This window comes from Aquisalinus luteolus, assembly GCF_009712425.2.
GTDB lineage: Bacteria > Pseudomonadota > Alphaproteobacteria > Caulobacterales > Parvularculaceae > Aquisalinus > Aquisalinus luteolus.
This window is the reverse complement of record NZ_VCJR02000002.1, coordinates 72,225-96,481: the sequence shown is the minus strand read 5'-3', so window position 1 is coordinate 96,481 and position 24,257 is coordinate 72,225. Positions and strand designations below refer to the sequence as shown.

26 protein-coding genes and 1 pseudogene are annotated in these 24,257 nt (G+C 60.4%); 14 read left to right on the top strand and 13 right to left on the bottom strand.

Going from position 1 to position 24,257, the window contains the following annotated elements:
* Positions 1 to 133: 133 nt before the first annotated feature.
* The 7 genes from FF098_RS08845 (at position 134) to FF098_RS08815 (ending at position 7,420) form a co-directional block, all read left to right on the top strand.
* Positions 134 to 1,453, top strand: a complete 1,320-nt coding sequence (locus tag FF098_RS08845) for an ammonium transporter family protein (RefSeq protein ID WP_155139653.1) — start codon at positions 134 to 136, stop codon at positions 1,451 to 1,453.
* Positions 1,454 to 1,668: 215 nt separating this feature from the next.
* A complete protein-coding gene (locus FF098_RS08840) occupies positions 1,669 to 4,119 on the top strand; it encodes an FtsK/SpoIIIE family DNA translocase (RefSeq protein ID WP_155139651.1) in 2,451 nt (816 codons plus the stop codon).
* Between the two features lie 67 nt (positions 4,120 to 4,186).
* Entirely contained in the window at positions 4,187 to 4,699 is a 513-nt protein-coding gene (locus FF098_RS08835; RefSeq protein ID WP_155139649.1) for a hypothetical protein, read from the top strand.
* A gap of 69 nt (positions 4,700 to 4,768) precedes the next feature.
* Entirely contained in the window at positions 4,769 to 5,131 is a 363-nt protein-coding gene (locus FF098_RS08830; RefSeq protein WP_155139647.1) for a hypothetical protein, read from the top strand.
* A 1-nt stretch (position 5,132) separates the two neighbouring features.
* Entirely contained in the window at positions 5,133 to 5,609 is a 477-nt protein-coding gene (locus FF098_RS08825) for a cupin domain-containing protein (protein WP_155139645.1), read from the top strand.
* Between the two features lie 122 nt (positions 5,610 to 5,731).
* Positions 5,732 to 6,553 carry a LolA family protein gene (locus tag FF098_RS08820; RefSeq protein WP_155139643.1) on the top strand — a complete coding sequence of 274 codons (822 nt, stop codon included), beginning with the start codon at positions 5,732 to 5,734 and terminating at the stop codon, positions 6,551 to 6,553.
* 261 nt (positions 6,554 to 6,814) lie between these two features.
* Positions 6,815 to 7,420, top strand: coding sequence for a hypothetical protein (locus FF098_RS08815; protein ID WP_155139641.1), 606 nt, complete (start codon positions 6,815 to 6,817; stop codon positions 7,418 to 7,420).
* Between the two features lie 55 nt (positions 7,421 to 7,475).
* Here FF098_RS08815 and FF098_RS08810 read toward each other — a convergent pair whose 3' ends face one another.
* Positions 7,476 to 8,255: a sulfite exporter TauE/SafE family protein gene (locus FF098_RS08810; protein ID WP_155139639.1), complete on the bottom strand. Its 780-nt coding sequence runs from the start codon at positions 8,253 to 8,255 to the stop codon at positions 7,476 to 7,478.
* A 116-nt stretch (positions 8,256 to 8,371) separates the two neighbouring features.
* Here FF098_RS08810 and FF098_RS08805 point away from each other — a divergent pair, with 116 nt between their 5' ends.
* The 4 genes from FF098_RS08805 to FF098_RS08790 all read left to right on the top strand — a co-directional run bounded on the left by FF098_RS08805 (position 8,372) and on the right by FF098_RS08790 (position 11,131).
* On the top strand, positions 8,372 to 8,980 hold the full coding sequence (locus FF098_RS08805) for a glutathione S-transferase N-terminal domain-containing protein (RefSeq protein ID WP_155139637.1): 609 nt from the start codon (positions 8,372 to 8,374) through the stop codon (positions 8,978 to 8,980).
* A 74-nt stretch (positions 8,981 to 9,054) separates the two neighbouring features.
* Entirely contained in the window at positions 9,055 to 9,699 is a 645-nt protein-coding gene (locus FF098_RS08800) for an RDD family protein (protein WP_155139635.1), read from the top strand.
* A gap of 75 nt (positions 9,700 to 9,774) precedes the next feature.
* Entirely contained in the window at positions 9,775 to 10,581 is an 807-nt protein-coding gene (gene xth / locus FF098_RS08795) for an exodeoxyribonuclease III (RefSeq protein ID WP_155141295.1), read from the top strand.
* A gap of 28 nt (positions 10,582 to 10,609) precedes the next feature.
* Positions 10,610 to 11,131, top strand: a complete 522-nt coding sequence (locus tag FF098_RS08790; protein WP_205967452.1) for an RNA methyltransferase — start codon at positions 10,610 to 10,612, stop codon at positions 11,129 to 11,131.
* A gap of 67 nt (positions 11,132 to 11,198) precedes the next feature.
* On the opposite strand, the gene FF098_RS08785 is transcribed toward FF098_RS08790, so the two are convergent.
* Complete coding sequence (locus tag FF098_RS08785; RefSeq protein WP_229714567.1) at positions 11,199 to 12,395, bottom strand: MarR family winged helix-turn-helix transcriptional regulator; 1,197 nt, start codon at positions 12,393 to 12,395, stop codon at positions 11,199 to 11,201.
* Here FF098_RS08785 and FF098_RS17705 point away from each other — a divergent pair.
* Positions 12,304 to 12,765 (top strand): annotated as a pseudogene (locus tag FF098_RS17705) (NUDIX hydrolase); the annotation flags it as partial. The gene FF098_RS08785 and the pseudogene FF098_RS17705 overlap by 92 nt on opposite strands.
* An 11-nt stretch (positions 12,766 to 12,776) precedes the next feature.
* Here FF098_RS17705 and FF098_RS17700 read toward each other — a convergent pair.
* The 3 genes from FF098_RS17700 to mtaB are packed head-to-tail and all read right to left on the bottom strand — an operon-like array spanning position 12,777 to position 16,506.
* Positions 12,777 to 13,568: an inner membrane-spanning protein YciB gene (locus FF098_RS17700; RefSeq protein WP_155139633.1), complete on the bottom strand. Its 792-nt coding sequence runs from the start codon at positions 13,566 to 13,568 to the stop codon at positions 12,777 to 12,779.
* 26 nt (positions 13,569 to 13,594) lie between these two features.
* Entirely contained in the window at positions 13,595 to 15,169 is a 1,575-nt protein-coding gene (gene ftsY / locus FF098_RS08775) for a signal recognition particle-docking protein FtsY (RefSeq protein ID WP_155139630.1), read from the bottom strand.
* On the bottom strand, positions 15,166 to 16,506 hold the full coding sequence (gene mtaB, locus FF098_RS08770) for a tRNA (N(6)-L-threonylcarbamoyladenosine(37)-C(2))-methylthiotransferase MtaB (protein WP_205967450.1): 1,341 nt from the start codon (positions 16,504 to 16,506) through the stop codon (positions 15,166 to 15,168). The genes ftsY and mtaB overlap by 4 nt, the downstream gene beginning before the upstream one ends.
* 120 nt (positions 16,507 to 16,626) lie before the next feature.
* On the opposite strand from mtaB, the gene FF098_RS08765 reads away from it, so the two are divergent.
* Both FF098_RS08765 and FF098_RS08760 read left to right on the top strand, forming a co-directional pair.
* Positions 16,627 to 17,169: a DUF3833 family protein gene (locus tag FF098_RS08765; RefSeq protein ID WP_166426440.1), complete on the top strand. Its 543-nt coding sequence runs from the start codon at positions 16,627 to 16,629 to the stop codon at positions 17,167 to 17,169.
* 89 nt (positions 17,170 to 17,258) lie between these two features.
* Positions 17,259 to 17,804 carry a DUF3833 family protein gene (locus FF098_RS08760; RefSeq protein WP_155139624.1) on the top strand — a complete coding sequence of 182 codons (546 nt, stop codon included), beginning with the start codon at positions 17,259 to 17,261 and terminating at the stop codon, positions 17,802 to 17,804.
* 5 nt (positions 17,805 to 17,809) lie between these two features.
* Here the strand turns inward: FF098_RS08760 and dapF are convergent, their stop codons facing one another.
* The 8 genes from dapF to ccmA form a co-directional block, all read right to left on the bottom strand.
* Positions 17,810 to 18,670 (bottom strand): diaminopimelate epimerase, encoded by an 861-nt coding sequence (dapF, locus tag FF098_RS08755; RefSeq protein ID WP_155139622.1) that lies wholly within the window; start codon positions 18,668 to 18,670, stop codon positions 17,810 to 17,812.
* A gap of 57 nt (positions 18,671 to 18,727) precedes the next feature.
* A complete protein-coding gene (locus FF098_RS08750; RefSeq protein WP_155139620.1) occupies positions 18,728 to 19,273 on the bottom strand; it encodes a hypothetical protein in 546 nt (181 codons plus the stop codon).
* 249 nt (positions 19,274 to 19,522) lie between these two features.
* Positions 19,523 to 21,067 (bottom strand): glycosyltransferase family 2 protein, encoded by a 1,545-nt coding sequence (locus tag FF098_RS08745; RefSeq protein ID WP_155139618.1) that lies wholly within the window; start codon positions 21,065 to 21,067, stop codon positions 19,523 to 19,525.
* Entirely contained in the window at positions 21,064 to 21,315 is a 252-nt protein-coding gene (locus FF098_RS08740) for a hypothetical protein (protein ID WP_155139616.1), read from the bottom strand. The genes FF098_RS08745 and FF098_RS08740 overlap by 4 nt, the downstream gene beginning before the upstream one ends.
* The gene (locus FF098_RS08735; RefSeq protein ID WP_155139614.1) at positions 21,315 to 22,109 is read right to left on the bottom strand and encodes a hypothetical protein; all 795 of its coding nucleotides are present in this window, start codon (positions 22,107 to 22,109) and stop codon (positions 21,315 to 21,317) included. Before FF098_RS08735 ends, FF098_RS08740 begins: the two co-directional genes overlap by 1 nt.
* Before the next feature lie 112 nt (positions 22,110 to 22,221).
* Positions 22,222 to 22,728 carry an invasion associated locus B family protein gene (locus tag FF098_RS08730; protein WP_229714566.1) on the bottom strand — a complete coding sequence of 169 codons (507 nt, stop codon included), beginning with the start codon at positions 22,726 to 22,728 and terminating at the stop codon, positions 22,222 to 22,224.
* Positions 22,729 to 22,846: 118 nt separating this feature from the next.
* Positions 22,847 to 23,500, bottom strand: coding sequence for a heme exporter protein CcmB (locus tag FF098_RS08725; protein ID WP_155139612.1), 654 nt, complete (start codon positions 23,498 to 23,500; stop codon positions 22,847 to 22,849).
* Positions 23,497 to 24,132 carry a heme ABC exporter ATP-binding protein CcmA gene (gene ccmA / locus FF098_RS08720; protein ID WP_166426439.1) on the bottom strand — a complete coding sequence of 212 codons (636 nt, stop codon included), beginning with the start codon at positions 24,130 to 24,132 and terminating at the stop codon, positions 23,497 to 23,499. Before ccmA ends, FF098_RS08725 begins: the two co-directional genes overlap by 4 nt.
* Between the last annotated feature and the right edge of the window lie 125 nt (positions 24,133 to 24,257).

Genomic DNA, 24,257 nt, shown 5'->3' with positions numbered 1-24,257 from the left:
CATAAAATAGAAATTTCGTGCTGCGCCGCACAAGTTTTCGTGTTGCCACTCGTTTCGAATGACAATAGGATGACAGTTCGAGTGACGGGCGGCACAAGCCCAAAAACAATAACACCGACGAGGGTTTATTCTCATGAAATTAACCAGACAACTGATTGCCGGCGGGGTCGTGTCCATGCTCGGCATGGTCATGGCCAGCGGTGCCATGGCGCAGGAAATTCAGCCGGCTACCGAAACTTCGGCATTCGTCTTCAACTCGATCCTGTTCCTTATCTCGGGCATGGTCGTCATGTTCATGGCTGCGGGCTTCTGCATGCTCGAGGTCGGCATGGTCCGTTCCAAGAACGCGGCCACGATCTGCCTGAAGAACATCGCGCTGTACTCCATTGCGGGCATCATGGTCTGGCTGTTCGGCTATGACTTCATCTATGGTGTCAGTGAAGGCGGCTTCCTGACCAGCGATTTCGGTTTGTGGAAGAGTGACGCCCAGGGCTCGGCCATCGAACAGCTTGCTGTCGGCTATGCGGCCCACTCCGACTGGTACTTCCAGATGGTTTTCGTCGCCACGGCAGCCTCGATCGTTTCCGGCACGCTGGCAGAGCGCATCAAGCTTCTGCCTTTCCTGATCTTCACCGCGATCCTGACCGGCTTCATCTATCCGATCCAGGCTGGCTGGCAGTGGGGCGGCGGCTGGCTCGCCGCAGGTGGCTTCTCCGACTTTGCCGGTTCCACCCTCGTGCACTCCACCGGTGGCTGGGCGGCGCTGATGGGCGCGATCATCCTCGGCCCGCGTATCGGCAAATACATGGATGGCAAGGTCAGTGCGATGCCTGGCTCGAACCTGCCCTTGGCAACGCTCGGCACGTTCATCCTCTGGCTCGGCTGGTTCGGCTTCAACGGTGGCTCTCAGCTCGCTGCCGGTACGGCGGAAGACATCATCGCTGTCGCCACGATCTTCGTTAACACCAATGCCGCTGCTGCAGCCGGTGTCGTCGCCGCGATGATTGCCTCGCACTTCCTGTACAAGAAAGTCGACCTGACGCTGGCGCTCAACGGCGCCATCGGCGGCCTCGTTTCCATTACGGCCGAGCCGCTGGCTCCGGTCATCTGGCAGGCCGTGTTCATCGGTGCCGTCGGCGGCGTCCTCGTCTGCCTGACCGTGCCGCTGCTCGACAAGCTGAAGATCGACGACGTCGTCGGTGCCATCCCGGCCCACCTAGTCTGCGGCATCTGGGGCACGCTGATCGTGCCGCTGTCCAACGCCGATACAAACATCGTCTGGCAGCTGATCGGTGTCGTCTCCATCGGTGCCTTCGTCTCCATCGTCTCTGCACTGATCTGGGTGATCCTGAAATTCACCATCGGCATCAGGGCGAGCGAGGCGGACGAACAGGTCGGCCTCGACAAGGCCGAGCTGGGCCTCGAGGCCTATCCGGAATTCCGCGCCGGCTAACGCAAAGCCCCGGTTGTGGAAAACAAAAGCCCGGCATCTGTCATGGATGCCGGGCTTTTTGCCGATTCAGCGCCGTTTGCGGCAGCTTACCCGATTGTCATGTGCCCTCGCGCAATGCTTAATCAGGCGTTAACCTAATCTTTGCAAAGCGCATGGCAGCCTGTCAGTTCAGACTGAAGTTCGCGTAAAAACCAGAGCAAGTACCAACCGTTTCGATGAGCCGCACAGCCCGCCGACCCATACAGCCAGAACCGGAAATTTCCGCGCTCGCCCGTGCCGGCAACGCGGTCAAGGGGTTGGTCGTGCGCTGCGGCGGCGCGGCGTTGATCTTCCTTGCCGCAATGTGCTGGCTGGCGGTGGCCAGCTTTTCTATCAACGATCCGACCTTCAATAACGCCACGGGTAATCCGGTAACGAACCTCGCCGGGCCGGTTGGCGCCAATATCGCCGATTTCCTGTTGCAGCTGCTTGGCGGCGGTGCGCTCTTGCTGCCCGTCACGCTGATCGTTTGGGGCTGGTCGGGCCTGCGCCATGGCGCGCCGGAGGGTGCGACGCCCTTGAGCGCCTGGGCCAAGTTCCTGTGCTGGATTGTCGGTTTCTTCGCCATGGCCGGCTTTGCAGGTGGCCTGCCGCTGACGGCGGACTGGCCCTATCTCGTCTCCATGGGCGGGCTGATCGGTGGCGGATTGTCCGCCATGCTGACCTGGCCGTTCGCCCTTGTCGGCATTCCCGGCGCCGTTGCCTTCGCCGGGGCGATCTGGCTTGCCATTGCAACCTGGGCGACCTGCGTCGCCTGTGGGGTGGAGCGCTGGCATGTCGAACTGGCCATGGAAGCTGCCTTCGAGATCTGGGATGCCGCCCGCGAAAAGATGGAGGCGCTCGCCGCCCTGGTCATGCGTGACCGTCGCGACGAGGAAGAAGACGTCGAATACGAAGACGAAGCCGTTGCAGAAGACGAAGTATATGAAGAGGAAAACGATGAGGAAGAGGATGAAGATCGCCTCGTCGCCGACCCGGCCCTTCGCGCAGATGGGCGCACTGGCGTCTCTGACGAGGTCAAGCGCAAGATCATTCGCAACCAGAAGAAAAAGGCCAAGTCGAACCGTGAGGCCGCCGAGGTCCAGCCCGAATTCCCTGTCTTCGATGCCGGCAATTACCGCCTGCCGCCGCTGAACCTGCTGGCCAAGCCGACGGACCGCGACCGCATCGCCGTGTCCGACGAGGCGCTTGAGCAGAACGCGCGCATGCTGGAAACGGTGCTGGCCGATTTCGGCGTGCGCGGCGAGATCATAAATGTCCGCCCCGGCCCGGTCGTCACCCTGTACGAGCTGGAGCCCGCCGCCGGGGTCAAATCCTCCCGCGTTATCAACCTCGCCGACGATATCGCCCGCTCGATGAGCGCCGTTGCCTGCCGTGTCGCCGTCGTGCCGGGCCGCAACGCCATCGGCATCGAGTTGCCGAACCTCGACCGCGAGACGGTCTTCTTCCGCGAGATGGTGTCTGCGACCGAGTTCGAGCATGCCAAGGGCGCGTTGACCCTGTCGCTGGGCAAGAATATTGGCGGCGAGCCTGAATTCGCCGACCTGTCGCGCATGCCCCACCTGCTGATCGCGGGCACGACAGGCTCGGGCAAATCCGTCGGGATCAACACCATGATCCTGTCGCTGCTCTATCGCCTGCCGCCTGACCAGTGCAAGCTGATCATGGTCGACCCGAAAATGCTGGAACTGTCCGTCTACGAAGGCATTCCGCACCTGCTGGCCCCTGTCGTCACCGATCCGCGCAAGGCCGTCGTCGCGCTGAAATGGACCGTGCGCGAGATGGAAGAACGCTACCAGAAAATGTCCAAGGTCGGTGTACGGAATATCTCCGGCTTCAACGAGCGCATCCGTGAGGCAGAGGATCGCGGCGAGGTCCTCTCCCGCACCGTGCACACCGGTTACGACAAGGAGACGGGCGAGCCCGTCTACGAGACCGAGGAACTCGATTTCGAGACCATGCCGTTCATCGTCGTCGTTATCGACGAGGTTGCCGACCTGATGATGGTTGCGGGCAAGGATATCGAAGGCATGGTCCAGCGCCTCGCCCAGATGGCGCGGGCCGCCGGTATCCACCTGATCATGGCCACGCAACGTCCGTCGGTCGACGTCATCACCGGCACGATCAAGGCGAACTTCCCGACACGGATCTCCTTCCAGGTCACCTCCAAGATCGACTCGCGCACCATTCTGGGTGAGCAGGGCGCGGAGCAACTACTCGGCCAGGGCGACATGCTCTACATGGCCGGCGGCGGCCGCCTGACCCGTGTGCATGGTGCCTTCGTCTCCGATGATGAAGTCGAAAAGGTCGTCGCCCACCTGAAGAAGCAGGGTGCCCCGGACTATGTCCAGGAAGTCACCGAAGGCGACGAGGACGGCGAGAATCCGGACTGGGCCGACGGCATGTCCATCGGAGGCAACACCTCCTCCGGCGATGCGCTCTACGATCAGGCGCTCGCCATCGTCGTGCGCGACCGCAAGGCCTCGACGTCTTACATCCAGCGCCGCCTATCTATCGGCTATAACCGCGCCGCGACGCTGATCGAGAAGCTGGAAGAAGAGGGCGTCATCTCGCCAGCCAACCATGCCGGCAAGCGCGACGTGCTGCTGGGCGAGGACGCGGCCTAGATTTTCCCGTCTGCAAGTGCAAAGGTTTCCGGGCTCAGTTTTCGGGCCATGCATCAGGGGGGGAGCCATGTCAGACCAGCCGGTGTCACCGCCATTCCATATGACTTTCACCGTCTGGTACAGGCGGGTGTTCCAGTGGGGCATCAGCCTGCTGTTCCTGCCCGCCTCGGTGCAGGCCTATCTCACCCTTGCCGAAGGCGTTGCCGGGCCGATGGATATTCCAAGGCTCCTCCTGCTTGCCACCGTGCTCGCTGTTGTCTGGGCCATTGCTGCCGTTTTCTTCACGCTGGTCCTGTTGGGTCTGGAACAGGTGCTGCGCCCTGCATCTGCCAGGCAGGCAGGGTTTGGCGAGCGTTTCACATCCCGGTACCAGCGTGTCTTCATCTGGGGGCCATGCCTTCTTTTCTTCGTACTGACGGCACAGGCCTGGCTGACGGGCCTCACCGATGGCAGTGTCCTGCAGATGGTCACGCCGCTTCTGTTGCTGATGGTCGTGCTGACGATCCTCTGGGCGGTTCTGGCGGTTCTCGTCTCGCTCGCCCTTGTCGGTGTGCTTCGTGCTATTGGCCGCCGAGCTTAAACCATGATGGTGCGCAAGCCCTGACGCCATGCTACGCTTGCCTCCGGAAACGATACGGGGACGAAACAAATGCGTTATTTTCTGTTTTTCGCCTACTGCCTCGCCGCACTGGTCGCGATCCTCTACTACGCCATTCCCATTGGCGGCCATGTCGCTGGCGGCGTTTTGACGTCCATGGCCGGGGGCTGGGGCTATGCGTTCCTCTTTGTCATCCTCGCGCTGATCACCTTCATCGTCGTCAAGCCGTCCGCGCCGCCGACCTTCGGGCGGTCCCTGCTGGCGACATTGTTCGTTGCCCTGATGGCGGCAGCCATGATGCTGCTCGTGCGCCCCGCCCCGCCGGGCCATCTGGCGCTGACCATTGCCCTTGCAGGGCTGACCGCGCTGATGATCCTCTTCGCCATGGCGGCGCTTGCCGGGCGAAAGGCCTGACATGGCTGGTTTTGACCGGCTGATAGATCGCTATGACCTCCAGCCTCACCCCGAAGGGGGCTGGTTTGCGGAGACCTATCGCGCCGGAGTGACGGTCGATACATTGAAAGGACCGCGTGCAGCATCGACGGCGATCCTGTTCCTGCTGGCCGCCGGCAACGTCTCCCATCTTCACCGAATTGCCTCGGACGAGGTCTGGCACTTCTATGAGGGCGGGCCGCTGCTGGTTCATGAATTGCGAGATGGCGAGGTGCATGTCACCCGGCTGTCGCAGGACAATCCCCAGCATGTCGTGCCCGCCGGCACATGGTTCGGGGCGCGGCCTGCGTCAGGCACTGCGCATTCTCTAGTCGGCTGCACTGTCGCGCCGGGGTTCGACTTTGCCGATTTCGAACTGGCAGATCGCGAGGCGTTGCTGGGCGAGGCAGGCTGGTCGCGCGCCGCGCAGGACGTGATCAAGGCGATGTGCGCCAGCTAATCGGTAAAACCGCCCACAATCATGTGATGACGCGCCACAATCTGGCCGCACCTTGCCCTTCCTTTGACCGGACCGGCCCCCTAGATTGCGTATCAACTAAATGAATTGGTGAGGAGCCTCTCATGACCATATCCGCCCTTTACCCGTGCCTCAGCGTGTTCGCGCTGGCAACCGCCACGCCCGCAATGTCCGCTCAGGCGTCTGTCGCGACAACACCCGTAACCTCCGCTGCTTCGGCTGTCGCAGTGGTGCAGGAAGATGCGCAGGACGATGTCGAGCCGATCGGCGAGGCGCGTGACCTGACGCAACCTCCCGAACTGGCTGATCAGTCCACAGCGCCGGCCATGACACCAGCTGATCTGGAAGAGCCCGTCGGCGTTGAAAATGCCGTCTTTGCCGATCTCAGCGATGACGAGATTTTCGCCAAGGCTGTCGATTATCTGCAAGGCATTTCCACGATGGAGGCCCGCTTCACGCAGATTGCGCCGAGCGGCAATGTCACCGAAGGCACGATGCAGCTGTCGCGCCCGGGCCGCCTGCGGTTCGAATATGACAAGCCTGTCCCGACGCTGATCGTTGCCAATCAGGGCCTCGTCTATGTCCATGACAGCGAGTTGGAGACGACCGACAGCTATCCGGTCAACAAGACACCGCTGAAATTCCTGCTGGCCGAGCAGATCGACAGCGCCGATGCGGAGCTGACAGCGGTCAATCGCCAGGCTGACACTGTCTCCCTGACGCTGGAGTCGAGCGATATCGAGACGGAAGGCCAGCTGGTACTGGAATTTGCCGCGCCTGATCTCGAACTGATGCGCTGGGCCGTTTATGACCCGCGTGGCGGTGTCACGGTCGTTGAGCTGCATGACCCGAAAACCGGTGTGCGCATCGCCAACAACGCTTTCAGGGCGCCGGAAGCTGGTGGGTCATTCCTGAGGGACCGCTAACATTTGTATTCGCGCAACAATCAAGGAATTTTTTCCATTCTGTAACTTGAAAATTCCTGACTGATGCGTGAAAGTAACACTACGCGTTAGGTTTGAGCAGTTCAGCGTCGCCCCCCGCTTGCAGAGCTGCTTCCGCGTCGCCGGATTCCCCTCCCGGTGTTGAAGAAGCGCTACAGCGCAAATTTGCGCCCGGCTCGGCCGGGCGCTTTTTTTTCGCTTGAAACATCCACGGCTCCGCGCCACCTCTATGGTATGTCAGACATGTATCCAGACGATATCGATCTTGAACAGCTGGAACGGGAAGTGCCCGTTCTCTCCCGCCTGCGTCGCTTTGCCGACGGGCTGGAGCTTATTCCGTGGTTTTCCCGCCTCGGAGAGCCGCTTAGCCGCTCCACCCGCCAGCTTGCCGATGACTATCTCGACCGTCTCGGTTTCCCGGGCACCGAAGTTGCCGTCCTGCCGAGCTGGGACGAGGCCGCCGCCGCGTCGGAGACCTTTGACTGGTCCAGCCCGGCCTGGGAAGCCGAGGAGCTTGCTCGCGCCGACCTGACGGGCCGGGCGCTGGAGGCGATTTCCGAGGAAGCGTTGCAGCTTGGCCTGTCCGTCGTCTCCGACAAGGCAGGCCACGCCGTCAAAAGTGCGCTGCTGGATACCGCCGCCCTGTGGGACATGGTCGATGAGGAAGTACACAACCTTTCCGTCGGCTCGGCCGTGCAGACGACCCACAATGCGGCGCTGACGCTGCTTGCCGCCGCTGTCGATCCGGACCTCGATCCGGCCGATCATCTTTTCGCGCTGAAATTCCGCCTGTTCGAACAGGGTCGCTGGCCGGTCTCGGTCATCGGTTCCAGCTTCAACATTTTCTGATCTTTTTGCTGCGCGCCGCTGAACCGAAAACCGGTTCCCACTTTTCGGTGCGGCGCTAGAAGAGAACGAGAAGCACCAGATAGGCGGCGATGCCGGTCAGGATCCATTTCAGCAGGCTGCGATACATCGCTTCATCGATATTGTGCAGGACGCGTGTGCCGATAAAGGTGCCGACAAATCCTGCCGCGATGCATAGCGCGATGAAGGGCAGCCATGGCGCAAACAAAAAGCCGCCAAAGCCGAAGATCAGTACCTTGACCGTATGCTGAAAAGTCATGGAGACGCCTGCCGTCGCGACGATTTGTTGCCGCGTCAGCCGGTCCTTTGACAGGACGGCGGTCATGAACGGGCCGGTGGCGCCGACGAAAAGGGTCAGGAAGGTGGAAATTGCCCCGGTGACGATATAAACGATGCTGCCCTTGCGCCCTTCGCCGGAAACGAAGCTGCCGATCTTCGGCCCCCACTGGGTAAACAGGATGAAGGCGGCAATGGCGAGCCGCAGGATCTGGGCCGGCAGGGAGAAGACGACCTGGCTGCCGACGAGGCCACCCGCGACAAGCCCGATGACGAACCAGCCCCAGATACGCCAGTTGACATACTTTATCAGCAGGATGGAGCGCCCGGCATTCGACCCGATCATGATCACAGCATGAACGGGGATGACGGCAGCAGGCGGGAAGAACGCACTCATGATCGCCACCAGCAACAGCCCGCCGCCGATCGATGTCGCGGCGGTCATTGCCGCGCCGATCAGGCTGACAAGGATGACGATAATGGCCTGCCACAGCGTAAGGTCGGCTGGTATCAATGGGGGAAGGGAGCTGAGCATGTCCATGGCGTTGCTCTAGATCAAGCTGCCTGCAATTGAAATCAATCGACTGCAGAAAAGTTGGTCGCACAGGACGGGCTTGAGCTGTTAGTCTCCGCCCACGACAGACAGGAAGTCCTCCCATGAAACTCTACGGATCGACCACATCACCCTTCGTTCGCAATTGTTTCCTGGTGGCTGCCCATCACGGACTTGGTGAGTCGCTCGAGGTCGTCCGCATAGATACGGCAGGGGATCGCGCGCACCTGCAGGCGATGAACCCGCTGGGCAAGATACCGGTGCTGGAAACCGATGATGGCGAGATGATCTATGACAGCGCCGTGATCTGCGATTACCTCGACACTATCGGCGAAGGCGACAGCCTGTTCGTGAACGAAGACCTGCCGCCATGGCGGATCAGGACGCTCCTTGCCCTGTGCAATGGCGTCCTTGATGCCTGTGTCAGCCGCACGATGATGCGCCTGCGTACACCCGATGGCGAGGCGCAATCGCCGTGGTGGATGCAGCGCTGGGCGGACAATGTGGCGACAGGCGTCAAGGCCATGGCTGCTAGCCTGGATGAGATTACCGATCACAAGACCATGGCGTCGATCGCTTTCGTCACCACGCTCGACTATCTCGATTTTCGCATGCCGGAGCTTGGCTGGCGCACGGACTATCCCGATATGGCGGCGTGGGTGGATGAACAGCTGGCGCAGGATCTGTTCAAGTCGACTGACCCGCGACGCTGAACATGAATTCAGGCTGTTCTTCTCGACAGTTTCCCGTAAGGTTTTGATCGGGAAAACGGACGGGGACAGTCAGCATGAATACGACACCGGAAGAGCAGGCTATGGGCAGGGCCGGTCAGCCAGAGGCAGGCATCGAAGAAAAACCGGTCAAGACGCGGCCTTGGGCGCGATATGTCGCCAAGCAAATAGACTTGTTGCTGCTTTATTTCGTGCCGGTACTGATCGTCGGTTTCCTTGTCGGCCTGACAGGGTTGTTCGTCGAGCCTCTGGGTTACTGGCTGGATGACGTACTCTACTCGGATTACAGCTACTTCTTCGACCTGGCGCTTGGCGTCATCACGATCCTTACGATCTATCCCCTGGTCGAAGCCGCAATCATCAGCGGCATCGGATCTACACCGGGCAAATCGCTGATGGGTATTTCCCTGCGCACGACAGATGGCAGCAAGCTGGGGTTCGGTCAGGCCTTGCGCCGCACCTATGGTGCTCTCATTCTGGGGCTTGGCATGGGATTGCCCATCCTCACTCTCGTGGCGCATGTGCTATCCTACAATCGCCTGAAGGAAAACGGCATCACCCGATGGGATGCCGGAACCCAAACGCGTTATCTCAGCCGCGCTGTAAATCCGTTCCGCTGGATTGTCGGCATTGCCATCGCTGTTCTGGTTGTCCTCGCCAATGTCGTATTGGCCATCGCCGCGCGATTAGGCAGTTTCTAGCGCTGGTGCAGGTGCGTGCGGGTGGCGCATAGCGGCGATGTGGGTTAAGGCGAGTGCTTGCAACGTCCCGGAAGCCTGACCATGAAAATCACCACCTGGAACATCAATTCCGTCCGCCTGCGCATCGGTCTCGTAGAGCGTTTCCTGAAAGAAGAAAGCCCTGACATTCTGTGCCTGCAGGAGATCAAGTGCCTGAACGACCAGTTTCCGCGCAAGGCGTTCGAGAAGGCCGGCTATCCGCACATCGCCGTACACGGGCAAAAGGGCTATCACGGCGTTGCCATCGCCTCGCGCACCCCGTTCGAGGAGGAGCGGGCAGACCAGTTCTGCAGCAAGGAAGATTGCCGCCACATCGCAATCCGCCTGAAAGGCAATGTGCACATCCACAATTTCTATGTGCCGGCCGGCGGGGACGAACCGGACCCTGCCGTCAACGACAAGTTCGCACACAAGCTCGACTTCATGACAGAAATGGCCGAGCGCTTTGCCGATACGGTCGACAAGAAGTCGATTCTCGTCGGCGATCTCAACGTCGCGCCGCGCGAACATGATGTGTGGTCGCACAAGCAGCTCCTGAAGGTCGTGTCGCACACGCCGGTGGAGGTCGAGCATATGGCGCGGATCATCGAACGCACGGGCTGGGTCGATGTCGCACGCGAACTGATCCCGGAGCCGGAAAAGCTCTACACCTGGTGGTCATACCGCGCGAAGGACTGGAAGGCATCGAACCGCGGCCGCCGTCTCGATCATATCTGGGTCACGCCTGCCTTGAAGAAAGCGGCGCTCGCCGGCGGGCGCGATGCGTATACGATCCACGAGGACGCGCGCAGCTGGGAGAAACCTTCCGATCACGCACCGGTTTCGCTTACACTGGCGCTGTGAGGGAAGCGGCAAGAGGGAGTGTAACGCGATGATGCGGGGCTATTTCGGCGTCGGTGCCGAGCGCATTTCAAAGGCGCGCAATCTCGGGACGATCCTGCGCACCGCAAACGGGTTCGGCGCGAGTTTCGTCTTTACTGTTCAGATGCATCACAGCCTGCGGGATATCAACTCTGCCGACACCTCCAAGGGGGCGCAGCACCTTCCATTCTATCCATGGCCAAGCCTTGAGGAGATGCAGCTGCCCGCAAGGTGTACGCTTGTCGGGGTCGAGTTGACCGATGAGGCGATTCCGTTGCCAAGCTTTCGCCATCCCATGCAGGCGGCCTATCTGTTCGGGCCTGAGAAGGGTAGCCTGTCTGACGAGGCGACAGCGATGTGCGATCATGTGATCAAGATCCCGACGCGCTTTTGCGTCAATGTCGCCGTAGCAACAGCGGTCATTCTCTATGACCGGATGATCTCGATGGGAACGTTCGAGAACCGGCCCGTAATGACAGGTGGGCCGCCGCCCGTCTCACGCTGGAAAAAGCGCGCCGTCTCAGATGAATAACCGAACAAAAGAAAACGCCACCGGCTAGCGGTGGCGTTTTGCTCGTTCATGCGCGAGTCAGGCCGTCTCAGGCTTTCTTCTTCGTTGCGCGTTTTTTGGTGGTTTTCTTTGCCGGTGCTTTTTTCGCAGCAGCTTTTTTCGCCGGGGCTTTCTTGGCGGTGGTTTTCTTCGCAGCGGCTTTCTTGGCCGGCGCTTTCTTCGCTGTGGCTTTCTTTGCCGGTGCTTTCTTCGCCGCTACCTTTTTGGTAGTTGCCTTCTTGGCAGTGGTCTTCTTGGTGGTTGCCTTCTTGGCAGTTGTTTTCTTTGCAGCCTTCTTGGCCGGTGCTTTCTTCGCAGCAGCTTTCTTGGTGGTTGCAGCTTTCTTCTTGGTTGCCTTGCGCGGCGCGCGTTTCTTCGGTGCCATTTGTTCAGCCTCTATTTTGTCCAGCGCCTCTGCATAGGTCGACAGACCTTTCATGAACGCTGCCTGTTGGGTTTTTGGCAGGACGTCGAGAGCGGCAGCTTCCGCTTTTTCGACTTTTGCCGTTGCAGATGACAGAACGCGCTTGCCAGCAGCTGTCAGTTTTACAGAGTTCGCCCGAGCATCGGCTTTCGTGCGCTCGCGAGCGAGCATGCCTTTCTTGATCAGACGGGAAATCATGTCTGCCAGGGTGGACCGGTCGATGCCTGTCTTGCGGACCAGGTCGGTCTGGCTCAGGCCTTCGTTTTCAGACACGGTATGCAGCACCGCGAACTGACGCGGTGTCGGGCCGGTTTTGCCCACTTCCTTTGCATACAGGTCGTATGCATATTGTTGAGCCCGGCGGAGCAGGTGACCGGGGGATTGTTCGAGCGAAAAATTAGCCATTGTCTTCCTCTTATCTTTCAACGAGCCGATCTTCAGTACCGGCTTTAGCCAGACGATATGGAGAAGGTGTCCCCGCTTATAACCGCCCTGGTGGTCCTTGTTTGCATCGCGCATGTTAACAAACATTTTCACGGTGTCCGGTGTCGGAGCATTTTGCAAGATTTTTTCCACATTTTTCGACGGAAAAAGGGGTAAAACGGAATATCTGTGGCAAGACCATACCAGCGCACCGAAATTCAGGGAGGGTGACATGGCCGGTTCGGACGAGCAAAAACCAGATAGGATGGAACCGGACTTTACGCGAAAGGTGCCGGACGGCGACAACATGGAGCGCTCTGTCTGTACCCGGTGCGGCTTCATTGCATACGACAATCCGAAGATTGTTGTCGGCTCTGTCGCCACGTCAGGAACGCGCATTCTTTTGTGCCGGCGTGCGATCAATCCGCGCAAAGGGTTCTGGACCTTGCCCGCCGGCTACCTCGAACACAGGGAAACCGCAGAGGACGGTGCGATGCGCGAAGCGCGCGAAGAGGCCTGCGCAACACTGACGATCCACCAAATGCTCGCTACCTATTCGATCATGCATATATCGCAGGTGCAGCTCATGTTCCGGGCAACGCTGGAAAATCCGGAAACGATTGCACCGGGGCCTGAAAGTGAAGAGGTGGCTCTGTTCGAATGGGATGATATCCCGTGGGACGAGCTTGCCTTCCCCAGTGTCGCCTGGGCGCTGCGGCATTATCATCAGGTCAAGGACAGTGACGCTTTCCCGCCCTTCACCAATCCTGTCGAAGGGCTTCAGCCCGGCTTGTTATCGCCTTCACTGCCTTTTGCAGCCGTGGTCTCGTCATCTGCATCGCTGACATTGTCCGTGTTGACGAAGGCCGCCGTATCGTCCGGGCCGTCTACGACCTTTGCGCCGTCTTTCTTGCTGTCTTCCATGTGTTTGGCAATGAAGGGGCCCTGCGTGATGATGAACAGGATATAGGCTGCAGAGAAGCCGAAGATCTTGATATTCACCCACGTGCCTTCACCGGCGCATTCGGCATCGGGCACGCAGCCAGCCGTCAGCGTGCGCCATGCGATTTCATTGGCGATTGCCATGACGAGGAAAGCGGCAGCAAATCGCCATGTCAGTGTGTACCAGGCCTTGTCGGGCATGCGGAAGGCATCGTCAAAGAGCAGCTTCAGGAAATTCTTTCCGGTCAGCAAACCGCCTGTCAGCACCAGTGCAAACAGCACGTAGATCACCGTCGGTTTCATGTAGAACAGCGTCTTGTTGCCGGACAGTAATGTCAGTCCGCCAAGGCCGATGGCAATGACGCCATTGACCAGCAGCATCGGTGCAATACGCCGCTCGATGATCAGTGAGGCGATGAAGGCAACGATGTAAGCAGGCAGGAACAGCGTCAGCGCGAGATAAAGCTCGTTGCCATCCTCGGTGAAGAAGCCCGTCGAGAACAAATTGTTGACGATCGGGCCAACGCGATCCGGCAGGAAGTAGCCGATGAAGAAAAGCGCGAGTGGTCCGAAGTCGACCGCCGCTTTTTGCCAGCCAGATAGTTTGCGCCCCTTGGTGCCTGTGCTCATCTTTTATTCCTGCCCTTGAGTGGTGACTATTGATCCGTGGCGATACCTGCCAGCGCCCGTGCGAATTTGCGTGCCTGAAAAGGCTGCAGGTCTTCGACGCTTTCGCCAACCCCGATATAGTGGATCGGAATTGCGAACTTGTCTGCGAGGGCGACCAGCACACCACCGCGCGCCGTGCCGTCGAGCTTGGTCATGACAAGCCCTGTGATGTTCGCTGTCTGTGAAAACGCCTCCGCCTGACTCAGCGCGTTCTGGCCAACGGTCGCATCGAGGACCAGGATCGCATCATGCGGTGCAGTTTCGTCCAGCTTCTTGATGACACGGACGATCTTGGCGAGTTCATCCATCAGCTCGCGTCGGTTTTGCAGGCGCCCGGCGGTATCGATCATCAGGACGTCGATGTTCTTTTCCTTCGCTTCCTTCAAGGCGTCGAAGGCAAGACCGGCTGCGTCAGAGCCGACAGGGCGGGTGATCACAGGGGCGCCTGTGCGCTCGCCCCAGACCTGCAGCTGCTCGATCGCGGCGGCACGGAACGTATCGCCCGCCGCCAGCATCACGGATTTTCCGTCATCGGCGAATTTCTTCGCCAGCTTGCCGATAGTCGTTGTCTTGCCCGCGCCATTGACGCCGGTCATCAGGATGACATGGGGCGCGTGGCCGGTACCGATCTGCAGCGGCCGCTCCAGCGGCTCCAGTGTCTTTGCAACTTCACTAGCCAGGACATCGCGCACTTCTTCCGGCGAGACGTTCTTGTCGTATCGCCCTTCGGACAGGGCCTCGATGATCCGTGTGGTCGCGGGCAGGCCAAGGTCAGCAGAGATCAGCAGGTCTTCCAGTTCCTCCAGCGTCTCATCGTCAAGCTTGCGCTTGGTGAAGATCGCGCTGACACCGCCGGAGAGTTTTTCGGACGACCTGGAAAGACCATCGCGCAGACGCGAGAAGAAGCCGCCTTTTTTTTGCGGTTCCGGTGTCGACGGGGTTTCAGCCTGTGCCTGAGTTGTGTCCTGAACATCGGGTTCCGGATAATCGATGACCGGGCTTTCCGGTTCAGCTTCCGGCGATGGTGTCTCTTCAGCAATGCCTTCAACCGGCTCAGGAATATCGGCAATCGGGGCGGAAGCCGCTTCGCCCGTACTGGTTCCCTCGAATGGTTTTTCTTCCTGTATTTCTGGCGCGACATCGCCTTCCGTTTCCGTAACCGGAATGTCGTTGAGGTGACGCGCCTCGACATCGGGCACGGCAGGGCCGGTATCGGCGACGGGCATCGCCTCTTCGTCCTCGATCTCGAGATAGCCATCTGCGTTAGCATTGGGGGCGAGATTGTCTTCATCCTCGCGTTGTGCCGGTACTTCGGCTTCGGCCTGTAACCCTTCCTGCAGGGTGACGGGGGCACCGGCTTCGCTGTCTTCAACGGCGGTGGCGGCAGCTTTTTCCTTGTCGTCATCAGGGCGCTGCGCATGGACATCGTGTGCATCGCGGTCGGTGACGCCCTGACGGCCCTCGGTCGCCTTCTCGTCATTCTTGACTTCGTCGCCTTTGTCAGTCTCGGCAGCATCGCGTGCGCCGAACAGGCGGCTGAAGAATCCCTTTTTCTCGCTCATCCCTTTGTCCGTTCCGTTGTCTCATGCAGCGTGGCGATTAACGCGCGACCGTCATGGCCGGTGATGGTGACATTGGTTATATGTCCCGGTTCGCGCAGATGGCCATTGTCACCGGCGTCAAACCGTACCTCGGTAAAATCGGCGAGGCGCGCATGGCCGGTGCCATCCTTTCCGGCCTTCTCGGTCAGAACGCTCACCGTCTTGTCAACAAATCCTGCAAGATGACGTTCCAGCGCCGCGTCTCCTGCGGCACGCAGGAGGGCGGCCCGATCCTTGATAATCGTGCCATCCAGCTGCGGCATGCGTGCGGCGGGTGTGCCCTTGCGCGCAGAATACGGGAACACATGCAGGAAGGTCAGGCCGCATTCCTCGACCAGTTTCAGCGAGTTCGCGAACATCTCGTCCGTCTCCGTCGGGAAACCGGCGATGATGTCTGCCCCGAAAGTCACCTCAGGGCGGCGTGCCTTGATACGGGCACAGAACTCGATTGCCTGTTCGCGCGTGTGGCGGCGCTTCATCCGTTTCAGGATCATGTTGTCACCCGCCTGCAAAGATAAATGCAGATAGGGCGCGATACGGCTCTCGCTGACCATCAGCTCGAACAGGTGTTCGTCTATCTCCGCGCCATCGATGGAGGACAGGCGCAGGCGCGGCAGGTCGGGCACGTTTTTCAGGATGCGCGAGACGAGCATGCCCAGTGTCGGATTGCCCGGCAGGTCTGGACCATAGGAGGTAACGTCGACACCGGTCAGCACGATCTCCTTCACCCCCTGCGCGGCGATGGCGCGGCACTCTTCAACGACGTCAGCAATCGGCACCGAGCGGGAATTGCCGCGGCCAAAGGGGATGATGCAGAACGTGCATCGGTGATCGCAGCCATTCTGGATTTGCACATAGGCGCGGGCACGCTCGACCTTTGGCAGCGGCGCTGCGGTCGGGGCTTTTGTCTCTTCCATGATGTCGCTGACGGCGGGTACGGAGCCTCCGGATACGGACTGCCATGCTTTCGCGGTCAGCTTGTCGGCATTGCCGATAACGACATCGACTTCCGGCAGGCTGGAGAAGCCTTCAGGATCGATCTGCGCCGCGCAGCCCGTCACCACGATGCGGGCCTCCGGCGCGCGCTTGCGGGCCTTGCGCACGGCCTGGCGTGCCTGTCGCACGGCCTCGTTCGTCACTGCACAGGTATTGATGATGATCGTGTCAGACAGACCACTCGCGCTTGCCAGCTCGCTCATCTTTTCAGACTCATACGCATTCAGCCGGCAGCCGAGGGTCACGACCTCGGTTTTCCTGCCTGTTGCTGGTGCGTTGGAAGCAGCGGTGTTGTCTGTCATGTCAGGGTACATGAGGCATGAGCGGGCCTCTTGCAAGCGGGGCCGTGGCTTCAAAACCCTTCTCGCTGTCCCGTCATGGCGCGCGGGCTATATACACAGACAAGCAATACCGGACATTCCATGAAGCTCTTTGCCGCATTCGTGTTTGTTATGGCGCTCACCTCGGCCTGTCAGGGGCCGCCGGCCAATCCCTATGACACTGCCGAAACGACAACGATCGATATCAGCCGCGACCTGCAGGGTGCGTTCATCGCCAATGCAAACTTTACGGCGATCAACGGTACTGACACAGAGTTCGCCGCGCAGATGAACGGGCAGTTCAAGGATGGCACGCTGATCTATGTTGAGGACTTCACCTATGAAGACGGGCGCGAGGAGCGTCAGACATGGCAGCTCACGAAGCTTTCCGATGGCACATGGATTGGTACGCGCGATAATGTCATCGGCGTGGCGCGGGGGTGGCAGGACGGGCCTGTCTTCCGGCTATCCTATAATGGCCAACTTCAGGGCAGCGAAGACGGGCAGGGCATGAAGGCGTCATTCGAGCATGCCATCATCAAGCGGCAGGACGGAGTGATCGTGAATATTGTCACCGTCGGCAAGTTCGGCATCCGGATTGGCAAGGCGACCATGACAATCGTGCCGGTCGAAAAAACGCAATGACACGACAGGTGGTCCACCTTGCCGCAGGCGCTTGGCCCGGGGCACCCTCAATCTATCTCTCTCAATAGCAAACCCGAAGGGGAAAGACGATGACTGCCTTTCGCATTCTTGCAGCAATGGCGCTTGCCATACTGACGATCTCCGCCTGTGCAGGCCGCCCCGCCGTGCCGCTCGATGAAGCGGCGATCGAGCCCTTCGTGGTCGAGCGTGATCTGGCCGGCAGGACCATCGGCGAAGGATCTTTCTCTGCGATCAATGGCACGAACCGTTCCTTCACGGCCTGGCTCGATGGCTCGTGGGATGGCGAGACGCTGACACTGCTCGAGGATTTCGAATATGATGACGGCGAGACCGACAAGAAAACATGGCGGCTGACAAAGCTTGAGAATGGTGAATACTCCGGCACGCGCGAGGATGTGGTGGATACGGCGCGTGGCTATATGGACGGTGAGGCCTTCCGGCTGGAATATACGGTCCTGTTGCCGGGTGAAGACGGCGGCAAGGGCATGACGGTGAAGTTCCGCGACGTGCTGGTCAGGCAGGCAGATGGCGTCATCATCAACAAGGCAACGGTCGGCAAATGGGGCTTCCGCGTAGGCAAGGTCGACCTGACGATCACGCCGGTCACGGAGTAAAACGGCTACTCGAGAATACCGTCATATTCGAAGGCGACGGGGCCGGCCATCATTACGTGATTATCGCTTTCACGCCACTCGATGGCGAGCGTGCCGCCATCCAGCACGACGCTTGCCTTGCGCGCAGTCAGGCGGCGGCGATGGGCGGCGACGAGGGCAGCGCAGGCAGCGGTACCGCAGGCCTGCGTAATGCCGGCGCCGCGTTCCCATACCCGCAGGCGGATCTCGTATTTCGACTTTACCTGCGCAACGGAAACATTGGCGCGTTCGGGGAACATCGGATGATGCTCGATCATCGGTCCGAAGCGGTCGAGCGCCTGTGCCTCCACATCCTCGACGAAGAAGATGCAATGTGGGTTGCCCATATTGACGGCGGATGGCCCCCACAGCACCGGCTTGTCGATGGGCCCGAGCTTGATATCGACATAGCGCGTGTCCTGTGTCTCTTCCGCCAGCGGAATATCTTCCCATTTCAGGCGTGGCTCGCCCATGTCGACGACGACGCGATTGCTGCCGACGCGCTCGGCGCTGATCGGGCCTGACGGCGTCATGAAGGCGACGGCATCCTCGCCGCTCTCATCCATCAGGATCTGGCCGACGCAGCGCGTGGCATTGCCGCAGGCGCCGACCGCGCTGCCATCGGCATTCCAGATGCCCATGAAGGGCTCGCCTGCGCGCTCCTCTATCGTGATGATCTGGTCGCAGCCATAGGGCCCGTTACGGTCACCCAGATATTGCGCAGCCTCCTCCGTCACCTTCACGCCACGGTGGGCGCGCAGGTCGATGATGACGAAATCATTGCCGAGGCCGTTCATCTTGCGAAAGGGCAGGCCGGCAAGATCGCCGAGAGGAGAGGGCGTATCCATGACCCTGCGATGCCACAAAAAGGCAAGGCCGCCAACTGCCAATCGTGTCGGCAGGTTTCACGAAGCGTAGAGCCATACCGCGCCCATGCCGCTTGCCCATGCAAGGGTCAGCCCGGCGAGTGCCATGCGTGATGGCGTTGCCGCGATGAACGGGATATTCGCGGCAAGCATCGCGCCCAGAAACACCAGCGGAGAAACCGGCAGCGTAAAATGCGCGGCAATGGCCGGGGCGAGGATCAGGCTGAGCATCACATAGGCCGCATGCCTGCCGCCTGTCTGCAGCCGCTCTCGCACCAGGCACAAAACAGGCAGCGGCGCGGTGAATACCGTCCAGACAAGGGCGCTTGCTGCTGCCGTCTGGAAATGGCCACCAAAACGCGCAAGCCATATATCCGCCCCCGGCAGGGCCTGCCGGGCCGCGAACCAGTCGCGGGCGCTGAATATCGCCGCTGTCCGGTCGAACGCGCCGAGAAAATCGAGATAGGCGGCAGAGAAGATCGCGAGAATGACCGGCAACAACAGCACGATGAGAAAGCCGACAGTATGCCGATGCAGGTGTCGTCGCGGCATGATGATCACCAGCCCTGCGATCAGGAAAGGCATGTAGAGAATGCTGTAGGCGCTGGAGAGGTAAAGCGCGGAGGCTGGTGCCTGCGAGCACGCTTGACTGCTGCAGCCCGGCGCGTGGCAGCAGGCCTGCTGCCATGAAGACAAGGCCCAGCCCGGCGACCAGCAACAGGGCCTGGGTATCGGGGAAAAGCGTGACGATCAGCGGATTGGTCAGTATCAGGAGCGCGATGGCGGCCTGCCGTACCCTTTGCCGCCAAGGGGCAAGTTGTCGACGCAATGCGGTCATGACTTGTCCGCCACCAGCGACGTCACCGTGTCATTCCCCTCAGCATCGGGTGCGCCATGCATGGTCTTTTCCCAATAGAACGGCTTGACGATCAGTTGCCACAGTGCCTTGTACCCGGCAACCGACAGCATCAGCCAGTAGACCGGCATCAGGACGACATAGACACAATGATCGTACCAGCGCCGGCGCAATGGCGCGACGATGGTCAGATAGGCCATGAAGGCATTGCCCCCGAGCAGGGTGAAGACTGAAATTTCCAGAAGCGGCGAAGGGTAGATGTTTGCCAGCCAGTCGCCATGGCCCGAAAGCCAGAGAATATACAGCAGCCAGAAGATCGGGTTGACGACGGCCGAGACGAGCACCCCGCCCATGACAAGGTGGAGTGTAATGAACCGGGTAAAGCCTGCCCTGGAGAACAGCGGTGGCTTGGCGAAATAGGGATTGCGCCGCGTGTGCACCAGCCATGTCTGGAAATAGCCCTTCAGCCAGCGCGAGCGCTGGCGCACCCACTGGCCTGCATGGCTGACCGCCTCCTCGTAGGTCGTCGAGTTGATGACACCGACACTATAGCCCACTGCGGCGAGGCGCAGGCCGAGATCGGCATCCTCGGTGACGTTATAGGGGTCCCAGCCGCCGATATCCTGCAGGATGCGTGTGCGGAAGAAATTCGATGTCCCGCCAAGCGGGATCGGGGCGCCGACCCTTGCGAGGGATGGCAGCACGATATCGAACAGCAGCGCATATTCCATGGAGAACAGCTGCGTCAGCCAGTTCTTGCGACGATTGTAATAGTTGAGGCGAGCCTGCACGCATGCCAGCCGGTCTTCGCCGGCGCGAAAGGCTATCACGGCCTTTTTCAACTGGTCCGCTTCCGGACGGTCCTCGGCATCGTAGATGACGGTGATCTCACCCAGTGCCGTCCACAGGCCGTAATTGCAGGCCTTGGGCTTGGTGCGCGGCAGGTTGTCCGGCACATGGACGAGGTCGAAACAGGGCGCGCGGCAAATCCTTTCGGCCAGGGCGCGCGTCTCTGTATCGTCCTCTTCCAGCAGGATCTTGATGTCAAGCCTGTCCTGAGGATAGTCGAGGCCGAGCAGCGCATCGACCAGATGGGGCAGGGTTGCCGCTTCCTTGTAGAGCGGGATCAGGATGGTCACGACCGGCCAGTCATGGACCTGCGCTGGTGCGGCCGCTCTCGCCTGCGGCCTCAGGTTTGACAGCAGCATCCAGCCACGCAGGGCAAGACCCGCGCAGCAGTAGAGAACAAACAGGCCATTGATGACCGTCAGTGTCCTGAATGGCGCCACAGCCAGTAAGGCGGTGATGAGCAAGACCAGCACGAGGCATACAGCCTTCTGCCTGCGCGAAAGCCGGTGACTGGCGCTCAGCATCGGCATGTCGTCGCGCAGTTTTTCCAGCGCTGCCCAGTCCAGGAAACCGGCATTGTCATGCCTGATGGCAAGGATGTCGCCATGTTTCGCGCTGGCAAGCCGCGCCTGCAGGCGCGCTGCCTGCGCCGAGCGTCCCTGCCTGTCGCTCATCTGTTGCGGGTCCGTCGCTGCAGCTGCCGTCTTGCCAGCAACCAGTATCCAACAGGCAGTACGACCAGCAGGAACACGATCATCAGGGAGGGCAATCGCAGCCCCGCGACCGCATCACCGATATCCACCTGCTGGATGGCGAGGCCTATGCTTGCTTTGGCGGGAGCAGGGTCCGGCGCGATCGTCAGCGAAGACAGCGTTAGCATGCAGACTATGGCGAAGACCGCCCGGGCCGAAATGCGCAGCATCAGAACCGGCTCCATATGCCAAAGAAGGCCGCTGTACCGGTCGCGATGTTGCGTCCGCCAATATCTGTGCGCAGGCCGATTTCATAGCTCGTCGGCCCCTTCGGCGTCCACGCGATGACAGGCTCCAGACGATAGATGTCGTAGTCGGCCAAGGGCCTGTCGCCATCGGTCAGGCTGGTCGTGTTCAGTGACTTGACCATGACCATCCAGCGCTCGTCCGGCTTCCAGCCGATGACCAGCTCGGTGTTGAGACGTTCCGGGTCCAGCCCGAGTGAGGTGCGATATCCGGCCTTGGCCGACAGGAATATCTTGCCGATATCGCGGCCATAATGAAGGGCGGGTTCGATGGCCGCATCCTGTTCGACCAGCTCTCCAGTTCCAGCCGCCAGCACGCGGCTGATATTGGTCTCTGCGCTGTAGAGAAGGCTCGCGGAAAAGACGGCGTTTTCGGTCTTGTGGAGGCGGCCCTGAACAAAGGCTTCTGCCGTGGCGATACCTGAGGAGGCACCGGCAAACGCTCCGTCATTGAACTGGTCTGCATAGAAGAGAGAGCCGCCGAGCATGACCCTGTCGGTCAGGCCTGCCTCGACGTAAAGACTGGTCGCAATCTGTTCATAGCGCGCGGCGAAATGGCTTCCCCTGAAATATTCGCCACGGTTGATCAGGAGAATGTCGCCGGCTGGCCTGGTCCAGGCGGAGGCTTCGGCAAGGCCCGGCCACAATGAAAGAAAGGCCGCCAGCAGGAATGCTGGCGCGGTCAGGCTATACTGTCTGAAACAAGCCCCCCAGCTCATCCCCGTTCCCCTTGCAACCCACGGTTAAGGTCACGCTACGGTGCGGGCAATAAGCAATCCACCAACCATAGGTTGATAAGGCTGGAAATGCAATCGGGAATCGGCTAGCGGCTCAGCGGCATTCCCGGCTGGCGCGTTCCAGCGCGTCGGACACGCCGATCAGCGAGAAGGTATAGTTCGTCGCCGTACCGCGTTCTGAAACGGCAGAGATGCGCATGTCAGATCCACGGCGCATGGCGGCGACGAGACGCTCCTCGTCGCTGGCTTCATCGATGAAGCCTTCGGTCTCGGAAATGAACATGTCCCATTTGTCGGAGCCGATGCGGATCGTCGGCTCGGGCGCATCGCGCAGGGCATAGCCGGTCATCAGGCTCGGCTGGTTCCTCGCGACGCCGGATTTCCACGTCGAGACCAGAAAGAAGACATTGCCGTGATTGACGGCGGCCGGCAGCTTTTCCGTCGGCTCGGTCACGACATAGCAGATCGTGTCGCCATTCAGGTCCTGCTTGTAGACGACCCAGTCGCGATAATTGGCGATGGTCTGCGGCGCAGCCATGGCAGGCAGCGCGATGAGGCTGGACATAAGCGAAAACAGAAAAATCAGGCCGGTCTTCTTCATGTATTCCTTCCCGTGGTGTCTTCCCCAGCAGGGTCTAGTAATAGTGGTAACGCTACGCTGTCTTGCATCAATCCCGGGCTTTAGTGGACCATGTCACGCATGCCTTGTCCATTTAAAGCTATTCCATGTTCTGGCGAATGGCGAGGCCGGTGATCAGCGGGCACAGGGCCACAGTTTGCAGGCTGAAAGCGGCAAGAAAAAGACCGGCTGACAGGGCCTCTTCGCCCCCGGTAGCGAGGCGCGTGCCGAAAATCAGCGCTGGTGCGAAGAACGGCAGGGCGAGAAAGATGACGAGGCCCGTACCGCGCTTGACCACGCCTGCAATGGCGGCGAGCGTTGCCCCCAACATGGCAAGCGCCGGCGTGCCGATCAGCAGCGACAGTGCGATGGACATGGTGGCCTCGCCACTGCCGGCGAGAAGCCAGGATACCGGCAGGCTCGCCAGCACCACAGGCAGGCAAACGACCAGCCAGTAGGTGCCCATGGTAATCAGCGCGATGGCCCATGTGGGCAGGCCGGACAGGCGCAACACCGCCATGCGGCCCGAGGCGATATCCTCCTGAAACAGCCCTTCCAGCCCGACAAGCACCGAGATTGCCGCGATCAGCCAGACATAGCCCGGCGCTATTTCCCGTAGCAAGTCAGGTTCAGGGCCGAGGGCGAAGGGCGCGAGGATGCCCGCAAGCACGAAGAACCCGAATGCCACATAAGGTGCGGGCCCGCCGGCACGCAGGCGCAGTTCGTCCCTTATAAGGGCAGTCACCTTGCTCATGCTGCCTCAGCCCTTTGCAGGGACAGGGTGATGACCCCTGCAAGCGGGAACAGTCCGTGTGAGGAGGAGATGATGATGCCACCCTGTGCGCGATGGTTCTGGCAGATGGCGACCAGCATGTCGCGCCCGGCGGCGTCGAGGGCGGTGACCGGTTCATCGAGCAGCCAGACGGCCCGTGGTACAACCAGCAGCCGGGCAATGGCGAGGCGTTGCTGCTGGCCTGCCGAGAATTTCCATACAGGCCCGTTTTCGAGGCCAACCGCATTCAGCGCGGCTTCAGGGGCAAGTCCTGCTGTCGGTGCCGGATTGCCCAGCAGCGCGCGCCAGAAGGAGAGATTCGCCAGCGCGTCAGCCCGCCGGTTCACCCCACTCTCATGGCCGAGATAATGGACATGGGTCGCAATCGCCTCCTGCCGGTCGCGTGCATCACGCCCATCGGCAAAGGCGATCATGCCGTCGAACCGGGCAAATCCCGCGATCGCGCGCAGCAGGCTGGTTTTTCCCGATCCATTCGGGCCCGTCAGCATCAGCGCATCACCGGCGGACAAGGTGATGCTTACGCCCGCGACGACATCTGCGCCGCCGCGGGCAACACTCACATTATCGAGAGACAGGGTGACGGAATGCTCCATGGACATAGTTCTCTATAGAACGCGCTGTACGGGCGCCACAAGATGTCAGTGATTACAGGGCTTTAGGCCAACGGTGCCAACAGCATTTTTTGGAACCTGCGGGCCTTCAGGCTGTTATCACAGTG

What these genes read in the sequence shown, in the direction of transcription:
- FF098_RS08845 (WP_155139653.1), top strand. Translation starts at nt 134, where the DNA reads ATGAAATTAACCAGACAACTGATTGCCGGCGGGGTCGTGTCCATGCTC.
- FF098_RS08840 (WP_155139651.1), top strand. Translation starts at nt 1,669, where the DNA reads ATGAGCCGCACAGCCCGCCGACCCATACAGCCAGAACCGGAAATTTCC.
- FF098_RS08835 (WP_155139649.1), top strand. Translation starts at nt 4,187, where the DNA reads ATGTCAGACCAGCCGGTGTCACCGCCATTCCATATGACTTTCACCGTC.
- FF098_RS08830 (WP_155139647.1), top strand. Translation starts at nt 4,769, where the DNA reads ATGCGTTATTTTCTGTTTTTCGCCTACTGCCTCGCCGCACTGGTCGCG.
- FF098_RS08825 (WP_155139645.1), top strand. Translation starts at nt 5,133, where the DNA reads ATGGCTGGTTTTGACCGGCTGATAGATCGCTATGACCTCCAGCCTCAC.
- FF098_RS08820 (WP_155139643.1), top strand. Translation starts at nt 5,732, where the DNA reads ATGACCATATCCGCCCTTTACCCGTGCCTCAGCGTGTTCGCGCTGGCA.
- FF098_RS08815 (WP_155139641.1), top strand. Translation starts at nt 6,815, where the DNA reads ATGTATCCAGACGATATCGATCTTGAACAGCTGGAACGGGAAGTGCCC.
- FF098_RS08810 (WP_155139639.1), bottom strand. Translation starts at nt 8,255, where the DNA reads ATGGACATGCTCAGCTCCCTTCCCCCATTGATACCAGCCGACCTTACG.
- FF098_RS08805 (WP_155139637.1), top strand. Translation starts at nt 8,372, where the DNA reads ATGAAACTCTACGGATCGACCACATCACCCTTCGTTCGCAATTGTTTC.
- FF098_RS08800 (WP_155139635.1), top strand. Translation starts at nt 9,055, where the DNA reads ATGAATACGACACCGGAAGAGCAGGCTATGGGCAGGGCCGGTCAGCCA.
- FF098_RS08790 (WP_205967452.1), top strand. Translation starts at nt 10,610, where the DNA reads ATGATGCGGGGCTATTTCGGCGTCGGTGCCGAGCGCATTTCAAAGGCG.
- FF098_RS08785 (WP_229714567.1), bottom strand. Translation starts at nt 12,395, where the DNA reads ATGCGCGTTCCTGACGTGGCGACAGAGCCGACAACAATCTTCGGATTG.
- FF098_RS17700 (WP_155139633.1), bottom strand. Translation starts at nt 13,568, where the DNA reads ATGAGCACAGGCACCAAGGGGCGCAAACTATCTGGCTGGCAAAAAGCG.
- ftsY (WP_155139630.1), bottom strand. Translation starts at nt 15,169, where the DNA reads ATGAGCGAGAAAAAGGGATTCTTCAGCCGCCTGTTCGGCGCACGCGAT.
- mtaB (WP_205967450.1), bottom strand. Translation starts at nt 16,506, where the DNA reads ATGACAGACAACACCGCTGCTTCCAACGCACCAGCAACAGGCAGGAAA.
- FF098_RS08765 (WP_166426440.1), top strand. Translation starts at nt 16,627, where the DNA reads ATGAAGCTCTTTGCCGCATTCGTGTTTGTTATGGCGCTCACCTCGGCC.
- FF098_RS08760 (WP_155139624.1), top strand. Translation starts at nt 17,259, where the DNA reads ATGACTGCCTTTCGCATTCTTGCAGCAATGGCGCTTGCCATACTGACG.
- dapF (WP_155139622.1), bottom strand. Translation starts at nt 18,670, where the DNA reads ATGGATACGCCCTCTCCTCTCGGCGATCTTGCCGGCCTGCCCTTTCGC.
- FF098_RS08750 (WP_155139620.1), bottom strand. Translation starts at nt 19,273, where the DNA reads ATGCCTTTCCTGATCGCAGGGCTGGTGATCATCATGCCGCGACGACAC.
- FF098_RS08745 (WP_155139618.1), bottom strand. Translation starts at nt 21,067, where the DNA reads ATGAGCGACAGGCAGGGACGCTCGGCGCAGGCAGCGCGCCTGCAGGCG.
- FF098_RS08740 (WP_155139616.1), bottom strand. Translation starts at nt 21,315, where the DNA reads ATGCTGCGCATTTCGGCCCGGGCGGTCTTCGCCATAGTCTGCATGCTA.
- FF098_RS08735 (WP_155139614.1), bottom strand. Translation starts at nt 22,109, where the DNA reads ATGAGCTGGGGGGCTTGTTTCAGACAGTATAGCCTGACCGCGCCAGCA.
- FF098_RS08730 (WP_229714566.1), bottom strand. Translation starts at nt 22,728, where the DNA reads ATGAAGAAGACCGGCCTGATTTTTCTGTTTTCGCTTATGTCCAGCCTC.
- FF098_RS08725 (WP_155139612.1), bottom strand. Translation starts at nt 23,500, where the DNA reads ATGAGCAAGGTGACTGCCCTTATAAGGGACGAACTGCGCCTGCGTGCC.
- ccmA (WP_166426439.1), bottom strand. Translation starts at nt 24,132, where the DNA reads ATGGAGCATTCCGTCACCCTGTCTCTCGATAATGTGAGTGTTGCCCGC.